This is a genomic window from Kitasatospora sp. NPDC087315, from assembly GCF_044744345.1.
Taxonomy (GTDB): Bacteria; Actinomycetota; Actinomycetes; order Streptomycetales; family Streptomycetaceae; genus Kitasatospora.
In genome coordinates this window covers 52,910-71,743 of sequence record NZ_JBIUYD010000026.1, presented here as the reverse complement: position 1 = coordinate 71,743, position 18,834 = coordinate 52,910, and the positions used below count along the sequence as shown (strand labels likewise).

General features: G+C 73.9%; 19 protein-coding genes and 1 pseudogene. 8 read left to right on the top strand and 12 right to left on the bottom strand.

The genetic code is table 11. The features are described 5' to 3' along the window. The first annotated feature begins 118 nt into the window (after positions 1 to 118). Positions 119 to 2,584 carry a SpoIIE family protein phosphatase gene (locus ACIO5D_RS31045; protein WP_363609837.1) on the top strand — a complete coding sequence of 822 codons (2,466 nt, stop codon included), beginning with the start codon at positions 119 to 121 and terminating at the stop codon, positions 2,582 to 2,584. Positions 2,585 to 2,609: 25 nt separating this feature from the next. On the opposite strand, the gene ACIO5D_RS31040 is transcribed toward ACIO5D_RS31045, so the two are convergent. The 10 genes from ACIO5D_RS31040 to ACIO5D_RS30995 all read right to left on the bottom strand — a co-directional run bounded on the left by ACIO5D_RS31040 (position 2,610) and on the right by ACIO5D_RS30995 (position 11,003). Next, positions 2,610 to 4,199 carry an MFS transporter gene (locus ACIO5D_RS31040; protein WP_363609839.1) on the bottom strand — a complete coding sequence of 530 codons (1,590 nt, stop codon included), beginning with the start codon at positions 4,197 to 4,199 and terminating at the stop codon, positions 2,610 to 2,612. A gap of 38 nt (positions 4,200 to 4,237) precedes the next feature. After that, positions 4,238 to 4,795: a TetR/AcrR family transcriptional regulator gene (locus ACIO5D_RS31035; protein WP_400655314.1), complete on the bottom strand. Its 558-nt coding sequence runs from the start codon at positions 4,793 to 4,795 to the stop codon at positions 4,238 to 4,240. A 148-nt stretch (positions 4,796 to 4,943) separates the two neighbouring features. Next, positions 4,944 to 5,336 (bottom strand): cell division protein SepF, encoded by a 393-nt coding sequence (locus ACIO5D_RS31030; protein WP_400655316.1) that lies wholly within the window; start codon positions 5,334 to 5,336, stop codon positions 4,944 to 4,946. Positions 5,337 to 5,606: 270 nt separating this feature from the next. Continuing rightward, positions 5,607 to 6,122: a DinB family protein gene (locus tag ACIO5D_RS31025; RefSeq protein ID WP_363609845.1), complete on the bottom strand. Its 516-nt coding sequence runs from the start codon at positions 6,120 to 6,122 to the stop codon at positions 5,607 to 5,609. Positions 6,123 to 6,236: 114 nt separating this feature from the next. Further along, complete coding sequence (locus tag ACIO5D_RS31020) at positions 6,237 to 6,920, bottom strand: VTT domain-containing protein (protein WP_400799239.1); 684 nt, start codon at positions 6,918 to 6,920, stop codon at positions 6,237 to 6,239. A gap of 84 nt (positions 6,921 to 7,004) precedes the next feature. Further along, positions 7,005 to 7,565 (bottom strand): RICIN domain-containing protein, encoded by a 561-nt coding sequence (locus tag ACIO5D_RS31015; protein WP_400799237.1) that lies wholly within the window; start codon positions 7,563 to 7,565, stop codon positions 7,005 to 7,007. Positions 7,566 to 7,629: 64 nt separating this feature from the next. Continuing rightward, positions 7,630 to 8,172 (bottom strand): RICIN domain-containing protein, encoded by a 543-nt coding sequence (locus tag ACIO5D_RS31010; RefSeq protein WP_400759816.1) that lies wholly within the window; start codon positions 8,170 to 8,172, stop codon positions 7,630 to 7,632. Positions 8,173 to 8,221: 49 nt separating this feature from the next. Then, positions 8,222 to 8,764, bottom strand: coding sequence for an RICIN domain-containing protein (locus ACIO5D_RS31005; protein ID WP_363609853.1), 543 nt, complete (start codon positions 8,762 to 8,764; stop codon positions 8,222 to 8,224). Between the two features lie 46 nt (positions 8,765 to 8,810). Continuing rightward, positions 8,811 to 9,596, bottom strand: a complete 786-nt coding sequence (locus ACIO5D_RS31000) for a dienelactone hydrolase family protein (protein ID WP_400759814.1) — start codon at positions 9,594 to 9,596, stop codon at positions 8,811 to 8,813. 90 nt (positions 9,597 to 9,686) lie between these two features. After that, a complete protein-coding gene (locus ACIO5D_RS30995) occupies positions 9,687 to 11,003 on the bottom strand; it encodes an MFS transporter (protein WP_363609857.1) in 1,317 nt (438 codons plus the stop codon). A 159-nt stretch (positions 11,004 to 11,162) separates the two neighbouring features. Between ACIO5D_RS30995 and ACIO5D_RS30990 the strand changes: the two genes are divergently transcribed. From ACIO5D_RS30990 to ACIO5D_RS30965, 6 genes are all read left to right on the top strand, one after another. Next, positions 11,163 to 12,425 (top strand): ROK family transcriptional regulator, encoded by a 1,263-nt coding sequence (locus ACIO5D_RS30990; protein ID WP_400799235.1) that lies wholly within the window; start codon positions 11,163 to 11,165, stop codon positions 12,423 to 12,425. A 127-nt stretch (positions 12,426 to 12,552) separates the two neighbouring features. After that, a complete protein-coding gene (locus ACIO5D_RS30985; RefSeq protein ID WP_363609861.1) occupies positions 12,553 to 12,969 on the top strand; it encodes a TOBE domain-containing protein in 417 nt (138 codons plus the stop codon). A 55-nt stretch (positions 12,970 to 13,024) separates the two neighbouring features. Continuing rightward, positions 13,025 to 13,465, top strand: a complete 441-nt coding sequence (locus ACIO5D_RS30980; protein WP_400655334.1) for a hypothetical protein — start codon at positions 13,025 to 13,027, stop codon at positions 13,463 to 13,465. After that, positions 13,462 to 14,184, top strand: coding sequence for a glycerophosphodiester phosphodiesterase (locus tag ACIO5D_RS30975; RefSeq protein WP_400655337.1), 723 nt, complete (start codon positions 13,462 to 13,464; stop codon positions 14,182 to 14,184). The genes ACIO5D_RS30980 and ACIO5D_RS30975 overlap by 4 nt, the downstream gene beginning before the upstream one ends. A gap of 225 nt (positions 14,185 to 14,409) precedes the next feature. Further along, positions 14,410 to 14,841 (top strand): hypothetical protein, encoded by a 432-nt coding sequence (locus tag ACIO5D_RS30970; protein WP_400655340.1) that lies wholly within the window; start codon positions 14,410 to 14,412, stop codon positions 14,839 to 14,841. Between the two features lie 149 nt (positions 14,842 to 14,990). Continuing rightward, complete coding sequence (locus ACIO5D_RS30965) at positions 14,991 to 16,133, top strand: AI-2E family transporter (protein WP_400655343.1); 1,143 nt, start codon at positions 14,991 to 14,993, stop codon at positions 16,131 to 16,133. Positions 16,134 to 16,194: 61 nt separating this feature from the next. Here ACIO5D_RS30965 and gap read toward each other — a convergent pair whose 3' ends face one another. Further along, positions 16,195 to 17,193 carry a type I glyceraldehyde-3-phosphate dehydrogenase gene (gap, locus tag ACIO5D_RS30960; RefSeq protein WP_400759802.1) on the bottom strand — a complete coding sequence of 333 codons (999 nt, stop codon included), beginning with the start codon at positions 17,191 to 17,193 and terminating at the stop codon, positions 16,195 to 16,197. 106 nt (positions 17,194 to 17,299) lie between these two features. Next, positions 17,300 to 18,256 carry a GlxA family transcriptional regulator gene (locus tag ACIO5D_RS30955; protein ID WP_400655349.1) on the bottom strand — a complete coding sequence of 319 codons (957 nt, stop codon included), beginning with the start codon at positions 18,254 to 18,256 and terminating at the stop codon, positions 17,300 to 17,302. Positions 18,257 to 18,447: 191 nt separating this feature from the next. Here ACIO5D_RS30955 and ACIO5D_RS30950 point away from each other — a divergent pair. Next, a pseudogene (locus ACIO5D_RS30950) lies at positions 18,448 to 18,786 on the top strand (virginiamycin B lyase); the annotation flags it as partial. Positions 18,787 to 18,834 lie beyond the last annotated feature (48 nt).

Genomic DNA, 18,834 nt, shown 5'->3' with positions numbered 1-18,834 from the left:
GACCAAGGGGTCGCCGGGGGGCCGATGTCCGTGCAGTCTGGAGAAGAACCCCGGTCGGTACGGGACCGCATGGACCGCCCCCGGCCGGGAACGAGCCGAACCGGGGTGCTGCCTCATCATGCACGGACACGAGTGGGACGCGACCAACGCCGCCGGCCCCGCACCGGGCGGTGCCCCCACACGCCTCGACGGCCACCGGCTGGTCCCGCTCGCCACCGCGCTGCTCCAGGACGACGGACTGATCCTGCACTGGAGCGAGGACGCCGAGACCCTGCTCGGCTACACCGCCGAGGAGGCCGTCGGCAGCTACGCCGCCCGGCTGCTGGGCGACGACACCGACCGCCCCGAGATGCTCGCCCTGTTCGACCGGATCATGAGCGGCACCGGCTGGTCCGGCGTCTTCCCGGTCCGCCACCGCGACGGCCGCCTGCTCCAGCTGGAGTTCCGCACCTACCCGATCGCCGGCCCCGGCGGCACCCTGCTGATGCTCGCCACCGCCTCCGACACCCGGGCCCTGCACCAGATCGAGGCCGACCTCGCCGTCCTGGACGGCATCTTCGGGCAGTCCCCGATCGGCATGGCCGTCTACGACACCGAGCTGCGCTACGTCCGCCTCAACGAGGCCCTCGCCCGGATGAACGGCAGGTCCGTCGCCGAGCATCTCGGCCGCCGGATAGGCGCCGTCCTGCCCGGCATCAACAGCGCCGAGATCGAACAGATCATGAGACAGGTGCTCAGCACCGGCAGGCCGGTGGTCGACGCCCGCTCGCACGGCCGCGTCCCCGGCGACCCGCAGCGCGACCGGGCCTGGTCCGCCTCCTACTTCCGGCTGGAGGACTCCACCGGCCGGGTCTTCGGGGTCTGCTCCTCCATCATCGACGTCTCCGAACGCTTCCAGGCCGAGGCCCGCGCCGCCCGCGCGCAGGAACGCCTCGCCACCATCGCCGAGGCCACCGCCCGGATCGGCACCACCCTCGACCTCCAGCGCACCGCCGAGGAACTGATCGAGGCCGTCGTCCCGCGCTTCGCCGACTTCGCCACCGTGGACCTGCTGGAGCCCGTCCTGCGCGGCGCCGAGCCCGCCGCCATCCCGGCCGACCGCTCGGTCCAGCTGCGCGCCGTCGCCGTCGGCGAGTCCTACGAGTCCGGCCTCGCCCACGCCGTCGACACCGTCGGCGAGGTCTCCGAGTACGCCCCCGACCGCAACTACACCCAGTGCCTGCGCAGCGGCCGCCCGCTGCTGCGCGCCCAGGTGGACGAGGAGGTGCTGCGCGGCCTGGTCGCCACCGAGGAACGGGTCGCCCCCGGCATCGAGGCGGGCATCCACTCGTACCTGATGGTGCCGCTCACCGCCCGGGGCATGGTCCTCGGCGGCTCCGAGTTCATCCGCATGCGCAACTCCGAGCCGTTCACCGCCGCCGACGTCGCCCTCGCCGAGGAACTCGTCGCCCGCACCGCCCTCGCCATCGACAACGCCCGGCTCTACCGGCGTGAGCGCGAGACCGCGCTCACCCTCCAGCGCAGCCTGCTGCCGCAGGAGATCCACCGGACCCTCGGCCTGGAGATCGCCTACCGCTACCTGCCGAGCAGCGTGGTCAGCGAGGTCGGCGGCGACTGGTTCGACGTCGTCCCGCTCTCCTGCGGCCGGGTCGCCCTGGTGGTCGGCGACGTGATGGGCCACGGCATCCGGGCCGCCGCCACGATGGGCCAGCTGCGGACCGTCGCCCGTACCCTGGCCACCCTGGACATGCCGCCCGAGCAGGTCCTCACCCGCCTCGACGAGACGGCCTCCGGCATCGGCGAGAGCCAGTTCGCCACCTGTATCTGCGCGGTCTACGACCCGCTGGAACGCACCGTGCAGATCGCCTCGGCCGGCCATCTGCCCCCGGTCCGGGTCGCCCCCGACGGCACCGCCGACACGGTGGACGTCCCGCCCGGGGTCCCGCTCGGCGTCGGCGGCGTGGCCTTCGAGAGCACCGAGTTCACCCTCCCCGAGGGCGGCATGGTCGCCCTCTACACCGACGGCCTGGTCGAACGGCGCGGCCAGGACATCGACAAGGGCATCGACCGGCTCGCCCGCACCCTCTCCGGGCCGGGCCGCACCCTGGAGGAGAGCTGCGACGCCGTCCTCGGCGCCCTGGTCACCGACGGCACCGACGACGACATCGCGATGATCATGGCCCGGGTGCTGCCGCTGCCCGCCGACCGGGTCGCCACCCTCCCGCTCAGCGGCGGCGGCCGGCTGCCCGGCAAGGCCCGCCGGTTCACCCGCGCCACCCTCGCCGCCTGGGGCCTGACCGCGCTCGCCGACTACGCCGAGCTGCTGGTCAGCGAGCTGGTCACGAACGCCCTGCTGCACGCCGACGCCCCGCGCCGGCTGCGCCTCTTCCGCGACCGGGTGCTCACCGTCGAGGTCGCCGACACGGGCGGTCCGGCGCCCCAGCTGCGCCCGTTCGCGGAGCACGACGAGGGCGGGCGCGGCATGTTCCTGGTCAGCGAGCTGGCCCAGCGCTGGGGCACCCGGCTGACCAGGGACGGCAAGGTGGTCTGGGCGGAGCTGGAGCTGCCGTTCGGGACCTCCTAGGGGTTGCCGGACAGGCCCTCGCCGCTCAGCCGCGGGTCTTCGCGTGCGCCGTGCTCCGCGGCCCGGTCTGCTCACTGACCTGCTCACTGACCTGCCCGCCGGCCGTCGGCCGGTCGACCCCGCGCAGCAGCCGCCAGGCCAGCGCCGAGGCGGCCAGCAGCAGGGCGCCGGCCAGCAGCGCGGCGGTGTTCATGCCGTGCACGAAGGAGTCCCGGGCGCTCGCCAGCAGCGGCTCGGCCAGGGTCTGCGGCAGACCGTGCGCGGCTTCCACCGCGCCGCCCAGCGACTCGCCCGCCCGGGCGGCCGCCTCCGGGTCCGTCCCGGCCGGGACGGCCAGCCCGCCCGTGTAGAGCGAGGCGACCACCGAGCCGACCAGGGCGATGCCCAGCGCGGTGCCCAGCTCGTACGCCGTCTCGGAGACCGCCGACGCGGCGCCGGCCTTCTCGGCGGGCGCGGCGCCCAGCACCAGGTCGGCGCCGAGCGTGTAGACCACGCCCTCGGCGGTGCCGACGATCAGGAAGGCGGCGGCCAGCAGCAGGTAGGTGGTGTCCTGCTGTACCCAGCCGAGCAGGCCGATGCCGGTGCCCATCGCCAGCAGACCGAGGGTGAGCGCCGTCCGGGCGCCGGTGCGCCGGGCCAGCCGGGCGGTCAGCAGCCCGCCGACCACCGCGCCGGCGAAGGCCGGAAGCTCGGCCAGGCCCGCCTTCAGCGGCTCGTAGCCGCGCACCAGCTGCAGGTACTGCGAGGTCACGAAGACCACACCGGAGAGCCCGACCAGCGCGGTGAGCGAGGCCAGCACGGCGGCGGTGAAGCGGCGGTCGGCGAAGAGCCGGACGTCCAGCAGCGGGGTGTCCAGGCGCAGCTGGCGGCGGACGAAGACGGTCAGCGCGGCGGCGCCCAGTACGGCGGTGACGGGGACGTCCCAGCGGACCACACCGTGCGCGGCGGCCTCCTTGATCGCGTAGACCACGCCGATCACCCCGGCCAGCGAGAGCGCGACGCTCAGCACGTCCCAGCGGCCCGGCTTCGGGTCCTTCGACTCGGGCAGCAGCCGGCCGCCGAGCACCAGCAGCAGGACGACCACGGGGATGTTCAGCAGGAACACCGAGCCCCACCAGAAGTGCTCCAGCAGCACCCCGCCGACCACCGGGCCGAGCGCGGCGCCGGCGGTGGCGGCCGCACCCCAGATGCCGATGGCGGTGGCCCGCTCGCGGTCGTCGGGGAAGAGGCCGCGGATCAGCGACAGGGTGGAGGGCATGATCGTCGCCCCGGCCACGCCGAGCAGCGCGCGGGCCAGGATCAGCCAGCCGGGGCCGGGCGCGTAGGCGGCCAGCAGCGAGGCGGCGCCGAACGCGGCGGAGCCCGCGAGCAGCAGCTTCTTGCGCCCGATCCGGTCGCTCAGCGAGCCCATGCTGACCAGCAGGCCGGCCAGCACGAAGGAGTAGACGTCGCCGATCCAGAGCAGCTGGGTGCCGCTGGGGCGCAGCGTCTCGCTGATCGACGGGATGGCGAGGGAGAGGACGGTCGCGTCGACGGCGACCAGGGTGACGGCCAGGACGAGGACGGCGAGGCCGGTCCAGCGCTGGCGGGGGTGGGCGTGGACGGTGCTGCTCATGGGGTATCGGTTTCCGGTTTCCGGTCCGAGGTGCGTGGTCAGGAGTCGGTGGGACGGGTTCTCAGCGCGCCGCCGAGGAAGAGCTCGGCGAGCGAGAACGCGCCGTCGCGGGGGGCGAGCCGGCCGTCCTGGACGGCCCAGCCGACGCCGGCCACCAGGTCGAAGAAGGCCTCGCTGAGCCAGCCGGCGGAGAGCTCGACGCGGAACACGCCCTGCTGCTGGCCGCGGAGGAAGAGCGCGTGCAGCCGGGCGATCTGGGACTCCCAGAGTTCGTTGACGCTGTCGTCGTCGTAGAGCTGGTTCTCACCGGTGAGGAAGGCGCAGAGCGCGGCGTCCGGGACGATCGCGTCGACCAGGCGGCGCAGCGCGGCGTGCGCGTCGCCGTCCTCGACGGCGGCGGTGTCCAGCGCGGCGCCGAACTTCCGCAGGCCGAGCAGGCCGACCTCGCGGGTCAGCGCCTCCCGGCCGGGGAACAGCCGGTGCAGGGTGGCGCGGCTGATGCCAGCGGCGCGCGCGATCTCGTCCAGGTGGGCGGTCGGGCGGCGGGAGAGCACGCCGACGGCGGCTTCGAGGACGGTGTCGCGATCGGTGGCCATGGGGCAAGTGTAGGTCAGATGAGACATGGATGTCTCATTCGTTTCTTCCGTGCCTCAGATGAGGCCCCTGGGTCGGGGTGCGGCCTGGGTGAGGGCAGCAAAAAACCGGGGACGGCGATTGCCGTCCCCGGTCGCGGACCCTCGGGCGTCAGCTCTGGTTGTAGAACCCGGTGTCGTCCAGCGGCCGGTCGATCACCATGACCTCGACGTCCGACGGGGTGAGCAGGAACACCCGGCGGGCGATCCGCTCGATCCCGCCGCGGGTGCCGAAGATCAGCCCCGACGCGAAGTCGACCATCCGCTTGGCCTCGGCGTCGTCCATCTCGGTGAGGTCCATCACGACCGGGGTGCAGGCCCGGATGTGCTCCCCGACCGCCCTGGCGGCGTCGAAGCCGGTCGGCCGCAGGGAGACGATCTTCGTGGGGGCGGGGGAGGACGGCACCGTCTCCTGCTCGACCCACTCGTCGTCGTACACCGCGGCCGGGTAGTTCCCGGAGGGCATCAGCCACCCGTTGTGGTGCTCGTCGCGAAGTGCTCCCATGCCGCGCCTCCCTCGTCTCGTCCCGTACGCGTCCCCTCGGGTGCGCGTGCCTTCTGACACGTCATCCACTCGCCGGAACTGTCCGAGTATCGCACTGATCACCGGTCCCGTGCCCGCTCGCGACCCCCGTACGAGTCGTGCCGCGCCGGAAACCCGGGCGAACCCGGGCAACAGAGGGGACGCTGGTGTACGGTGCGCGGTTGCGCGCATAGACCATATCGGTCGGGGGCGCCACCTAATTGACCTTCTGTCAACAATGCGGGAACGATTTCATTCCCCGGTGACACCGTCCACCAGTTCGCGGAGCAGATCGGCGTGTCCGTTGTGCCGGGCGTACTCCTCGATCATGTGGACCAGGATCCAGCGGAGTGTGACCTCCTGGCCGTGGCGCGGGAGCTTGCCGACGGTCTCCAGCGGCAGCCCCTCGCAGGCCTGCCGGGCGGCCGCGATCTCGGCCCGCCAGGTGGCGAAGTCCGCCTCGGCGTCCGCGGTGTCGACGTGGTCGAAGTCGCCGTCCGGGTCCTCCGCCGTCCAGTAGTGGCCGGTGGCGGTATCGGCGCCGAGCAGGGTGCCCTGGAACCAGTGGCGTTCGACCTCGGCCATGTGCCGGACCAGGCCGAGCAGCGAGAGGCCGGACGGCGGGACCGAGCGCAGCCGCAGCTGCTCGCTGGTCAGGCCCTCGCACTTGACGGCGAGAGTGGCGCGGTGGAAGTCGAGCCAGGCGGTCAGCATGGCCGTCTCGTCGGCCGCGAACGGGGGCTCGACCCGTGGGGTGGTGGTTGTCATGGCGCTCATCCTGGCGCAACCGTGCGGCCGAAGCGACCGAATAGCCGGTCGGTAGGCGCCTGTTGTTGACGTCCCGGCCGGCGTCCGGGCGGACCGCCGCGCCGCCGTGGTCCGCTACGCCGCCGCGGACCGCCGGCGGACGGCGGCCCGCCAGAGCGAGACCAGGCTCACCAGGCCGAGTGCCGCGATCGTCCCGGCCGACACCAGGAACGCCGCCGAGCCCGGCTCGCCCGCGCTGGCCGCCGCCGTGACGTACACCGCCGTGGTCGGCACCACGCCGATCGCGGTGGCGGTCAGGAACGGCAGGAACCGCACGCCGGAGAAGGCCGCGCCGAAGTTGCCGGCCTGGAACGGCAGCCCGGGCAGCAGGCGCAGCAGCAGGACGCTGCGGAACCCCTGCTCGGTGAACCGGCGGTCCAGCGCGCCGAGCATCCGCCCGCGCAGGTACGGGCGGAGCGCGTCCCGCCCGAGCAGCCGGCCCAGCGCGAACGCCGCCGCCGCGCCGAGCGCCGTCCCGAGGACGGCCAGCAGCACGCCCTGCTGGATGCCGAGCAGCAGCCCGGCGGCCGCGTTCAGCGCCGGCCGCGGTACGAAGGCCAGCGTCCCCACCGCGTAGACGCCGACGAACACCGGGGCCAGCCAGTACCCGGGCACCCCGGCGGGCGGCCCGCCGGAGAGCAGGGACGTCGGGCTCCACAGCAGCAGGGAGCCGGCCGCCGCGCCGAGGATCACCAGCAGCAGGGCGAACCGCGGCCACGGCGAGCGCGGCGCGGCGGCGGGCGGTGGGACGGGTGTCATCGGTGGCACGGGCGGTGCGGGTGCGGGCACCGCCCGAGCGTAACCGGTGCCTCCGGCCGGGTGTGCCGGGGGCACCTGGGCGGTCTATGCCATCCCGAAGATCGGTGTGTACGGGTTGTAGCTCCAGATCTGGTTGGGGGAGGCCGTTTTGCCCTCCCACTGGATCACCGGGGTGCCGTTGGCGGTGCCGCCGCCGTAGACATCCAGATAGAGACCACTGTGGTGATTGACGATCCAGCGGGCCTGGCCGGTGTGTCCGAGCATCGGGTCGGTCCACATCTGGTTGTCGCCGCCGTCGCAGGTCCACTGGTCGACCCGGGTGCCCCAGACGGTGCTGAAGCCCGGCACGTCCAGGCACTTGCCGCTGTGCAGGTTCACCCAGCCGTGGCCGGTCAGCGTCCATTTCTGGTTGTCGCCGCCGGTGCACTGCCAGATCCGGACCGGGGCGCCGTCGTCGGTTCGCCAGTCGGCGACCTCCAGGCACGTGTTCGTCCCGCTCCCGTAGGCGCCGCTCCTGATCTCGACCGGTTCGTCGTCGGCGGTCCCGGCCGAGGCGGCGGGCGCCGCGAGCGCGAGGCCGGCGATCGCCACGAGGCCGACGGCGGCCGAACCGAGTCGTCGGCCGAGGACGGTTCGTAAGGTCATGGACTCTTCCTGAGGGGTGTGATGGGGTACGGGGCGGGTCGGGAGCCGCGGTCGCGCGGGGAGGTCAGCCGATCGGGTCGGACGGCCACGGGGAGTAGAACCAGGCCTGGTTGAGACCGCCGTTGCGCCCCCACTGGGTGATCGCCGCGCCGTCGGTCCCGTCGAAGCCGTAGAGGTCCAGGACGAGGCCGCTGTAGCCGTTGTTCAGGGTGTGGATCCCGCTGTGGTGCACGAGGGTCTCCGACCAGGACTGGTTCAGCCCGTCGTCGCACGTCCACTGGCCGGCCTGAGCGCCCCACTTGATGCTGTAGGCGGGGATCTCCAGGCACTTGCCGCTGTGGACGTTGACCAGTTCGTGGCGGTCGGTCCGGACCCATTTCTGGTTGTCTCCGCCGGTGCAGCTCCACTGGCGGACCGGGGCGCCGTTGTCCGTGCGCCAGTCGGCGACCTCCAGGCATTTGCCGGTGGCCGCGTTGCCGATCTCGAACGCGATCGATGTCGCGGCCTGCGCCTGGCCCGGCGTCACCACGACCGCCAGGGCCGCGGCGGCGGCGAGGGCGGTGGCGGTGGAGCCCAGACGTCCGATGACGCCGCGGGGTGCGGGCATGGATCCTCCTCGGATGCGCGGTGCGGGGGCGAGGCGTGGTGGCGCACGGTCAGTTGTGCGGGCCGGTGGGCCACGGCGAGTAGAACCAGGTCTGGTTGTCGCCGTGGTTGGGCTCCCACTGGATCACGGGTGTGCCGGGCGCGGTGGAGGCGCCGGCGACGTCCAGCAGGAGGCCGCTGTTGACGTTGGCGATGGTGCGCAGGCCGCTGTGCAGGCGGCCCGCGTCGCTCCAGACCTGGTTCCGCCCGCCGTTGCGGTGCCACTGGCCGGCCTGGGTGCCCGGGGTGGTGCTGTAGGCGGGGATCTCCAGGCACTTGCCGCTGTGGACGTTGACCAGCTCGTCGTTGTCGGTCCAGACCCACTTCTGGTTGTCGCCGCCGGTGCACGGCCACTGGCGGACCGGGGCGCCGTCGTCGGTCCGCCAGTCGGCGACCTCCAGGCACTGCCGGGTGGCGAGGTTCACGATCTCGAACTGGCTGGAGGTCTCGGCCCGGGCCCGGGACGCCGGTGCGGCGACGGCGAGGCCGGCGGCGAGCGCGAGGACGGCGGCGGCGGAGCCGAGCCGCCGCGTCGCGCGGGTGTGGTCGGTCATGCGGGTTCCTCCCCGAGATGTGGTGCGCGGCACTGGTGACCGGGGGTCAGACCGGCCGGGGCCGGCCGGGACCGGCCAGGAAGTCGAGCAGTCGCTGCCAGGCGTCCCTGGCCGCGTCGGAGTGTTCGACAGCGCCGAGTTCGAAAAAGTTGTGCGGAGCCTGCGGGTAATTCATGAAGATGTGCGGGCACCCCGCGGCGGTGAGTGCGGCGTCGAAGGCGGCGACCGTCGCGGGCGGGATCGACTCGTCGGCGCCGCCCCAGAGGGCGAGGATCGGCGCGGTCAGCCCGGCGGCGAGCTGGGTGGGGCCGGGCGAGCCGTTGATGGCGTCCGGGTAGCCGTAGAAGCCGACCGCGCCGGCCAGGCCGAAGCGGGGTGCGGCGGCGCGGAACGCCTGCCGGCCGCCGAAGCAGAAGCCGAGTGCGACCACCTCGGGCGCGCCGGTCGCGCGCAGCCGGTCGATGCCGGCGGTGAGGTCGGCGTCCAGGCCGTCCGGGGTGAGGGCGAGCAGGTGGGGCAGCAGGTTCGGCATTTCACCGAATTCCGGTGCGCGCTTTTCCGGGTCGCCACCTGCGGTGCGGCCGAAATAGTCGAGCGCGAGGGCCGGGTGGCCGTGTTCGGCGAGCCGGGTGGCGGTCTGCCGGTAGAAACCGGAAAGCCCCCGGTTGTCCGGCAGGACGAGCACCCCCGGACCGGTGGAATGTGCCGGAAGGGCCAGGAACGCGGCGAATTCCGTCCCGTCGCCGGAAGTCAGGGTGAGCGGCCCGGCCTGGACCGACTGCCGGTCGGTGGGGGCGGGCACGGGGGGTACGGCATCGGCGTCGTAGCACATGGGGAATTCCTTCGCTGGTCGCGGAACTGCCGGGCACTGGCGTGCCCGGCAGTCGGCGATATTAGCGAGAAATTCCCCGTTGTGGTGCGATCATATCGCCGGGAGATTGTTTTTGGAAGGCTTTTCCGGTGACAGTGCGGTCACGTTTTCGGTGGTCGATTTCGGGGTCGCCGATTTTCCGGTCGCCATGTTTCCGGCGGCCGTGTCTTCGGTGGCCGGGAGTCCGGTGTGCTGCGGCTCCGCCCGGCGCAGCGCGCCCGCGCCGAGCAGCAGGGCGAAGGCGAGCGCCGTGACCACGCCGAAGGAGACGGTGAGCGAGGTGGCCTGGGCGAGCACGCCGATGATGGCCGGGGCCACCAGGCCCGAGGTGTAGGTGACGGTCGCGACGCCCGCGATGGCCTGGCTCGGGTTGGTGCCGATCCGGCCGGCCGCCGCGAAGGCGAGCGGGACGACCACCGCCACCCCGACCCCGATCAGCGCGAAGCCCGGGATCGCCAGCGCCGGGCTGTCGGCGGCCACCACCAGCAGGCCGCCGACGGTGGTGATCGCGCCGCTCAGCCTGGTCGCCCGGACGGCGCCGAGCCGGCGGATCGCCGCGTCCCCGGCCAGCCGGCTGACCGCCATGGTCAGCGAGAACGCGGTGTACGAGGCGGCCGCGACGGTCGCCGAGGCGCCGGTGACGTCCCGCAGGTAGACGCCGCTCCAGTCCATCGAGGCGCCCTCGGCGAACACCGCGCAGAAGGCGACCAGCCCGATCACCAGCGAACTGCGCGGCGGCAGCGCGAACCGCGGCGGGGCCTCGCTCTCCTGGGCCGTCCGCAGGTCGGGCAGGGCCCGGCAGACCGGCTGCGCCAGGGCCAGCAGCACCAGCGCGGTGACGGCCAGCTGGAGCCGGGCGTCCAGGTCCTGGTGGGCGGCGAGGATGCCGAAGCCGGAGGCGACCAGCCCGCCCGCGCTCCACATCCCGTGCAGCCCGGACATGATCGAGCGGCCCAGGAGCTCCTCGGTGTCCACGCCCTGCGCGTTCATCGCGACGTCCGCCATGCCGGCCGTCGCGCCGTACACCAGCAGCGCCAGGCAGAGCGCCGGCAGCGAGGGGGCGAGCGCGGGCAGCGCCAGCGCCAGACACCAGAGCGCGATCAGCCCGCGCAGCGCCGCCCGCCCGCCGTAGCGGTGCACGAACCGCCCGGCCAGCGGCATCGCCAGGGAGGAGCCGATCGCGGGCATCACCAGGGCCAGGCCGAGCTGGCCGGGGGAGAGGTCGAGCCGGTGCTGGATCCAGGGGATGCGGGTGACGAAGCTGCCGCCGACGGCCCCGTGCACGGCGAACACCAGCGCGATGCTGGTTCTGGCCCGGCGCGGGGATTCCAGCGGCTCCTGCGGTTTCCCGGTCAAGGTGTCGGTCATCCGGTGATCCCTCCCGGCCGCGCGGTCGGCGCGGCGGTGCCCTGTGGGTGGTTCCTGTTCTAGGTCTGCCCGCGCGGCGCTGTTCGCGCTCCTGCGGTGCGGTTCGATAAATTATCAGGAAGGGACCCTGATAGAAACACTCTGGAAGGATGCACTTCCATGACCACCGTGCGTACGGCGACGCCGAGCACCGCCCGGGCGATCAACGACCGGCTGGCGCTCAACCTGCTGCTCGAACAGGGACCACTGACCGCGACCGAGCTGCGCGGTCTGACCGGCCTGTCCCGGCCCACCGTCGCGGACCTGCTGGAACGGCTGCAGCGCACCGGCCTGGTCGCCGTGGTCGGCGAGCGCGGCGAGCAGCGGCGCGGCCCCAACGCCCGGCTGTACGCCCTGGTCGCCTCCCGGGCCCACATCGCCGCCATCGACGTCCGCTCGGTCGGCGTCAGCCTGGTCGTCGCCGACCTCGCCGGACGGACCCTGGCCGGCGCCGAGCTCCCGGTCGGGCGGCGCTCCGGCGGCTGCGACGACGACGGCGACCTCGACGGCGGCTCCGACGGCGATCCCGGTGACGGCAGTGACGGCGGTGAGCCGGACCGCGCCGTCGCCGCGCGGATCGTCCGCGCGCTGCTGGACACCGCCCGCAGGGTCGGCGTCGAGCGGCTGCACACCGTCGCCGTCGGCGCCCCCGGCCTGGTCGACCCGGCCACCGGCCGGCTCAACAGCACCGGTTCGCTGCCCGGCTGGCACGCCGAACTGCTCGCCGCCCTGCGCGAGCTGCCCGACACCGACGTGATCCTGGAGAACGAGGTCAACCTGGCCGGGCGCGCCGAGTACCGGGTCGGCGCCGCCCGCGACCGCGACACCTTCGTCCTGCTCTGGCTCGGCCACAGCGTCGGCGCCGCCGTCATCCTCGACGGCCGGCTGCGCCGCGGTGCCTCCGGCGGCACCGGCGAGATCTGCTTCCTGCCGGTGCCCGGCACCGGCGGCCTGCCGACCGCCACCGTCTCCAAGGGCGGCTTCCACAGCCTGGCCGGCAGCGCCGCGATCTGCGACCTCGCCCGCGCCCACGGCCTGCCCGCCGGCCCGGCCCGCGACGCGCCCGCCGCCGAGGCCGCCGTCCGCGCCGCACTCGCCGCGGGGGAGCACGGCGCGGCGTTCCTGGACGAGCTGGCCGCGCGGATAGCCGTCGGCGCGGCCGCCGTCTGCGTCGTCCTCGACCCGGGCTGTGTGGTCCTCGGCGGCGAGATCGGCCGGGCCGGCGGGGCCGAGCTCGCCGGGCGGGTCGAGCGCCGGCTCGCCGAGCTCTCCCCGCTGCGCACCGAGGTCCGCCCGGGTACGGCGGGCGGCGGCGCGATCCTCAGCGGCGCCGTGCTCACCGCCGGTGACGCCCTCCGCCGGGACCTCTTCGGCGAGCCGTAGCCCCCGGGGCGCTCCGCTTGGCCGGGTGGGCGCCCCGTACGGCAGGATGGCGGCGAGGACCGGCCCGCGCCGCCGTCGCGCACCCGGGCCCCTTCCCCCGATCCCGATCCACCGTCAGGAGTCGCACATGGGCCAGCCCGAGGCGCCGGTCAACCCGTACCGCATCGGCGAGGCCGCGGCGCTGCTCGGCGTGAGCGCCGACACCATGCGGCGCTGGGTGGACGCCGGCCGGGTCGCCGCCGAGCGGGACGAGCACGGCCACCGGATCATCCCCGGCGCCCAGCTCGCCGCGTTCGCCCGGGAGCTCGCCCGCCCCGAGACCGCCGAGGCCGAGGGGCGGCCGTCCTCCGCCCGCAACCGCTTCCCCGGGATCGTCACCGCCGTGGTGCTCGGTGATGTCGCGGCCCAGGTGGAGATCCAGGCCGGACCGTTCCGGGTGGTCTCGCTGATCAGCCGGGAGTCCGCGGAGGAGCTCGAACTGGTGCCCGGCGCCCCCGCGACGGCCGTCATCAAGTCGACCAATGTGATGATCGAACGGCGCTGACCCGTCCGCCCACCGCCCGTCCACCCACCGCCCGTTCAGGAAAGGCCGACCACCGATGTCCCATCCGCCGCTGCCGTCCACCCAGAGCGCCGTGTTCGCGGTCGAGGCGATGGCCGCCCGGCACGGCCGCGAGGTCCGCGCAAGCCACGACATCGGCCGCGACCAGACCTTCGCCGGCCTCGTCGGCGCCGACGGCCCGGAACTCGACGCCGTCCCGCACGAGGCCCTGCTGGAGATAGCGGGCCGCCCCGAGATCACCGTCCGCCTCTTCGTCCACGACGAGGCCGTGGTCACCCTCGACGGCATCGCCTTCGACGTCCCCCGGGACAGCGTGCCCGCCTTCCTCAACTCGGTCTGGACCGGCCTGGTCCACGTCAGGCAGCGGACCTTCCCGCCCTCCTGCACGCTGATCGTCACCGTGCCCGGCGAGCCCGGCTACCGCGAGGCCGTCACCTACCACCACCTGTCCCCCTGGCTCGCGGGGAAGACCCGATGAGCGCCGCCGGGACCCCGGACCCCGCCCGCCCGGTGCTCGCCGTCGCCCACCGCGGCGACCCGTACCGCCACCGCGAGAACACCCTGCCCTCCGTCGGGTCCGCGCTCGCCGCCGGCGCCGACGCCGTCGAGGTCGACGTCCAGCTCACCCGGGACGGCGTGCCCGTCCTGCTGCACGACCCGACGCTCGAACGCCTCTGGGGCGACCCGCGCCCCATCCGCCGGGTCACCCTCGACCAGCTCGACGAACTGCGCGACGGCGCCCTCGCCGTGCCCACCCTCGCCGAGGCGGTCAAGACGGTGGCCGGAACCCCGGCCGCCCGGCTGCTCATCGACCTCGACGACCCGCACCCGGCCGCCGCCACCTGGGAGGCCGTCACCGCCCTCGGTGCCGAGCGGCGGGTCGCCTTCTGCGGCCCGGCCACCGCGATGCTCGCCGTCCGCGCCCTCGCCCCGGACGCCGAGATCGCGCTCACCTGGAAGCAGCCGGGCCTGCCCGCCCGGGCGCTGCTCGACGACCTGCGCCCGCGCTACCTCAACCCGCCGTTCGGCCTGGTCACCCCCGACCTCACGGCCGCCGCCCGGGACGCCGGGCTCGCCGTCTCCACCTGGACCGCCGACCTGCGCCGCACCATGCGCCGGCTGCGCGCCGCCGGCGTCGCCTCCATCACCAGCAACCGGATCGACGTGCTGCGCTCCGTGCTGGACGGCCGCCGGTGAGCGGGCCTCCCACCCCGGGCACCCGCGCGCTGCCGCTCGTCCAGGCCCGGATCGCCGACGCGTAGGGCCCGGGTTCGGGGCTCGTTCGTGCGTTCGGGTGGTCGTGCCCCGATGGAGTGGCGGACCGCGTTTCGTCCGTGCACGGTGGGCTGGGGCCGATTGAATCGACCCGCCCATCGAACGGCGGTGTCCCGTACGGCATCGCCCACACGACTGGAGTTCTCTGTGGCACCCGTACCCAACGGCGTCTACGCCATCGCCAGGCCCGGCGAGCAGTTGCTCACCCTGCAGGGGCCGAAGGACAACGTGATCCTCCTGCCGCCCACCGGCGAGCCCGGTGAGCAGGAATGGCAGGTGGACGGGCTCGACAACGGCAACGTCCACATCCGCAACCTCCGGCAGCAGTCGTACCTGGGCTACGAGGGCCCGCCGAGAGTCAACACGCAGGTCCAGGGGGTGCCCGAGCCCAAGGAGTGGGCGCTCTACCAGTCCTCGGAGCCGTCCACCTTCTTCGTCGTCGTCCCCGGAGGTCCCGTCGAGGGCGTCGAACTGGCCGTGGACCTCAGCCTGCTGAAGATCATCCCGCACCGGATCGCACTGCGGCCGCTGGAGGTCGGCGACCAGGGGCAGGCGTGGAGGTTCGAGTTCCACGAGTGAGCCCCCTGGGCTGAACGCCCGGGCCGGTGAGGGCCGGCCCGGGCGCTGCCGTCGGCGGGGCGCGCCGCGCATCCGACAAAGCGCACATTTGATCAGATCATCTGATGGTATGGGGCGATTCGGACCAATCGACCCACACGGAGGTGGGAATGTCGGGGGAGTCCCCGTCCGGCGACGCGCCGGAGGAACACCGGGCGGACCACCGCAGGCCGTATCTGATGCTGCCGCCGGTGGTGCGGGCGGCGGCCGCCTGGTCGGCGGCGGTCATTCTGCTCCTGGCCGTCGCCGCGTTCGCGGTCTTCGCCGTGGTCGAGCTGCGGGCCGCCACCGTCCCGGTGATCCTGGCGCTGCTCGGCACCTCGCTGCTCCACCCCGTGATGTCCTGGATGGTCCGACGCGGTGTCAGCCGGGGTGTGGCCGCCGGGCTGACCTGCGCCGTGCTGGTGGTCGCCGTCGGCGGCGTGATCGCCCTGCTGGTCAACTCGCTGGCGCACAGCGCCCCGCAGATCGCCGCCGCGCTCCAGCAGGCCGGTGACCGGCTCGCCGAATGGCTCGGGCCCGTCGGCGAGAAGATCCGCCACGCCCTGGACAACGCCAAGGGCGAGACCAACTCTCTGGTCTCCGCCCTCACCAACAGCGTGATCTCCGGCCTCGGCCTCGCCACCCAGATCCTCACCGGCGGCGTCCTCGCGCTCGCCCTGGTCTTCTTCTTCCTCCGCGACGGCCACCGTACCGGCGAGGCCGTCCGCTCCTACCTCCCCGCCCGCACCGCCGAAACCGTCATCGCCTGCGCCGACCGGGCCTTCGAGGCGATGGCCGGCTTCATGCGCGGCACCACGCTGATCGCCCTGATCGACGCCCTCTTCATCACCATCGGGCTGCTCCTGCTCGGCGTCCCGGGTGCGCCCGGGCTCGGCGCCCTGGTCTTCATGGGCGCCTACATCCCGTTCGTCGGCGCCTTCCTCTCCGGGACGGTCGCCGTCCTGGTCGCCCTCGCCGACGGCGGTCTGGGCACGGCCGTCTGGGCGCTCGGCATCGTCCTCGCCGTCCAGGCCATCGAGGGCAACGTCCTCCAACCCCTCATCCAGAGCCGGACCGTGGAGCTCCACCCGGCCACCATCATGGTGGCCGTGGTGGCCGGAGCCGGTATCGCCGGCATCCTCGGGGCCCTGATCGCCGTCCCGCTCTGCGCCGCCGGGGTCGGGATCGTGTCCGTCCTGCGCAAGGCCGCCGGCCCGGGGCCCGGCCCGGCGGTGGAGCCGGGCCCGGAGCCGGACCCGGGCCCGACGTAGCGGCGTGGCCGGGGCCGAAGGGTGCGACGGGGAGCGCCCGGAGGGCCGCCCCGGTCTCCGGTCAGCCGGCGGCGAGGAGTTCGAGCGTATCGATCACGCGGTTCGAGAAGCCCCACTCGTTGTCGTACCAGGCGACCACCTTGATGTGGCGGCCGTCGACGCGGGTGAGCGCCGAGTCGAAGATCGACGAGGCCGGATTGCCCGTGATGTCGGACGACACGAGCGGGTCGTCCGAGTACTCGAGCACGCCGGCGAGCGGTCCCCGCGCCGCGGCGCGGTACGCCGCCAGCACGTCCTCGCGCGTCACGTCGCGGGCGACGGTCGTGTTGAGTTCGACGATCGACCCCACCGGGACCGGCACGCGGATCGAGTCGCCCGACAGCCTGCCGTCGAGCCTCGGCAGCACGAGGCCGATCGCCTTGGCGGCGCCCGTCGTGGTCGGCACGATGTTGACGGCGGCCGCGCGGGCCCGGCGGGCGTCGCGGTGCGGACCGTCCTGGAGGTTCTGCTCCTGCGTGTAGGCGTGCACCGTCGTCATGAAGCCGTGCTCGATGCCGGCGAGATCGTCGAGCACCGCGGCCAGCGGGGCAAGGGCGTTGGTCGTGCAGGAGGCGTTCGAGACGATCGTGTGCGTGGCCGGGTCGTACGCGTCGGTGTTGACCCCGAAGGCGAGCGTGACATCGGCGCCGTCCGCCGGCGCGCTGACGAGCACCCGCTTCGCGCCCGCGTCGATGTGGGCGCGGGCGGCCGTGGCCGATGTGAAACGGCCGGTCGCCTCGAGCACGATGTCGATGCCGAGTCCGGCCCACGGCAGCCGCGCCGGTTCGCGCTCGGCGAGCACGGTGATGCGGCGGCCGTCGACGACGAGGGCGTCCCCGTCGACGGTCACCGGGCGGCCGAGCCGGCCCGCCGTCGTGTCGTAGGCGAGCAGCCGTGCGAGGGCGGCGGGCTCCGTGAGGTCGTTGACGGCGACGACCTCCAGGTCGCTGTCGCGTTCGAGCAGTGCGCGCAGCACATTGCGTCCGATGCGGCCGAATCCGTTGATGGCGATGCGAGTCATGAGTGGCGTCCCTTGTTCGGTTCGCCATCAGGTTCTCGCGCGGCATCCGCCGGTGACAGCGGCGTGATCGCCACGGTCCGAAAGGATCGCGCCACGTGGCGGCGGGCTACTCGCCCTGGGCGAAGGTGCGCCGGTACTCGCTCGGCGTGGTGCCGAGGATGCGCTGGAAGTGCAGCCGCAGATTGGCACCGGTGCCGAGGCCGACGTCGGCGGCGATCTGCTCGATGCTCCGCTGCGAACGTTCGAGCAGCTCACGGGCCACGTCGATGCGGGCGCGCATGACCCACTGCATCGGCGTGTACCCCGTGTCCTCGACGAAGCGGCGCGAGAACGTGCGCGGCGACACCGCCGCGTGCCGGGCCAGCACATCGAGGGTGAGGGGCTCGCCGAGCCGGTGAAGCGCCCACTCCCGGGTGGCGGCGAACCGCTCGCCGAGCCCCTCGGGCACACTGCGCGGCACGTACTGCGCCTGGCCGCCGCTGCGGTAGGGGGCGGCGACCAGGCGCCGCGCCGCGTGGTTCGACGCGGACACCCCCAGGTCGCCGCGGAGGATGTGCAGGCACAGGTCGATGCCCGAGGCGGCGCCGGCCGATGTCAGCACGCTGCCCTCGTCGACGAAGAGAACGTTCTCGTCGACCTGAACGAGCGGACGCTTCGCTTTGAGCGCCCGGGTGTAGTGCCAGTGCGTGGTGGCGCGCTTGCCGTCGAGCAGGCCCGTGGCGGCGAGCGCGAAGGCGCCCGTCGAGATGGCGGCGAGCCGCGCGCCCCGGTGGTGGGCGGCGATCAGCGCGTCGACGACGGCCTGTGGCGGGTCGTCACGGTCCGGGTGCCGGTAGCCGGGGACGAAGACGATGTCGGCCCAGACAAGCGCGTCGAGGCCGTGGGCGACGGAGTACGAGAGACCGTCGCCGCCGGTCACGAGGCCGGGCGCCGCGCCGCACACCCGTACCTCGTACGGCATGCTCGCGCGGGTCGTGAACACCTGCGCGGGAATGCCGACATCGAGAGGCTTCGCGCCTTCGAGCACGAGGACGGCGACGTGATGCGGGGGTGAGGCTGGCACGGGAACGAGGGTACGCGGGGGTGCGGGGGCGCATCGGCCCGGCAGACTTCCGGCCCCGGTCGCCACGGGGTTGCCGCCCGGGGAGCCCGCGTGCGAGGATCGGCCCTAATGCGACAGAAGTCGTGATAGTGAGAGCCGGGGGTCTGATGGAACGGCGTGTGTTCGAGCGGTTCGCGGTCGCGGACGGGGCGGCCGGACCGTACGGGATCACCGCCGGGCCGGACGGGGCGCTCTGGTTCGTCGAGATCGGCGCCGGCCGGCTCGGCCGGATCACCGTGGCGGGCGAGGTGACGGAGTACCCGCTGCCCGACCGCGCCGCCCGCCCGCACGCCGTCGCGGCCGATCCGGCGGGCCGCCTCTGGTTCACCGAGTGGGGCGCCGACCGGATCGGCTGCCGCACCCCCGACGGCCGCATCGCCGCCTACGAACTGCCCGTCCCGGGCTCCGAGCCGCACGGCATCACCGTCGGGCCGGACGGCGCCGTCCACGCGGCCCTGGAGACCGGCGAGATCGTCCGACTGGCGCCCTGATCCGACGGCCGGTCAGGACGGCGCGGCCGCACGGGCGGTGGCGGCCGG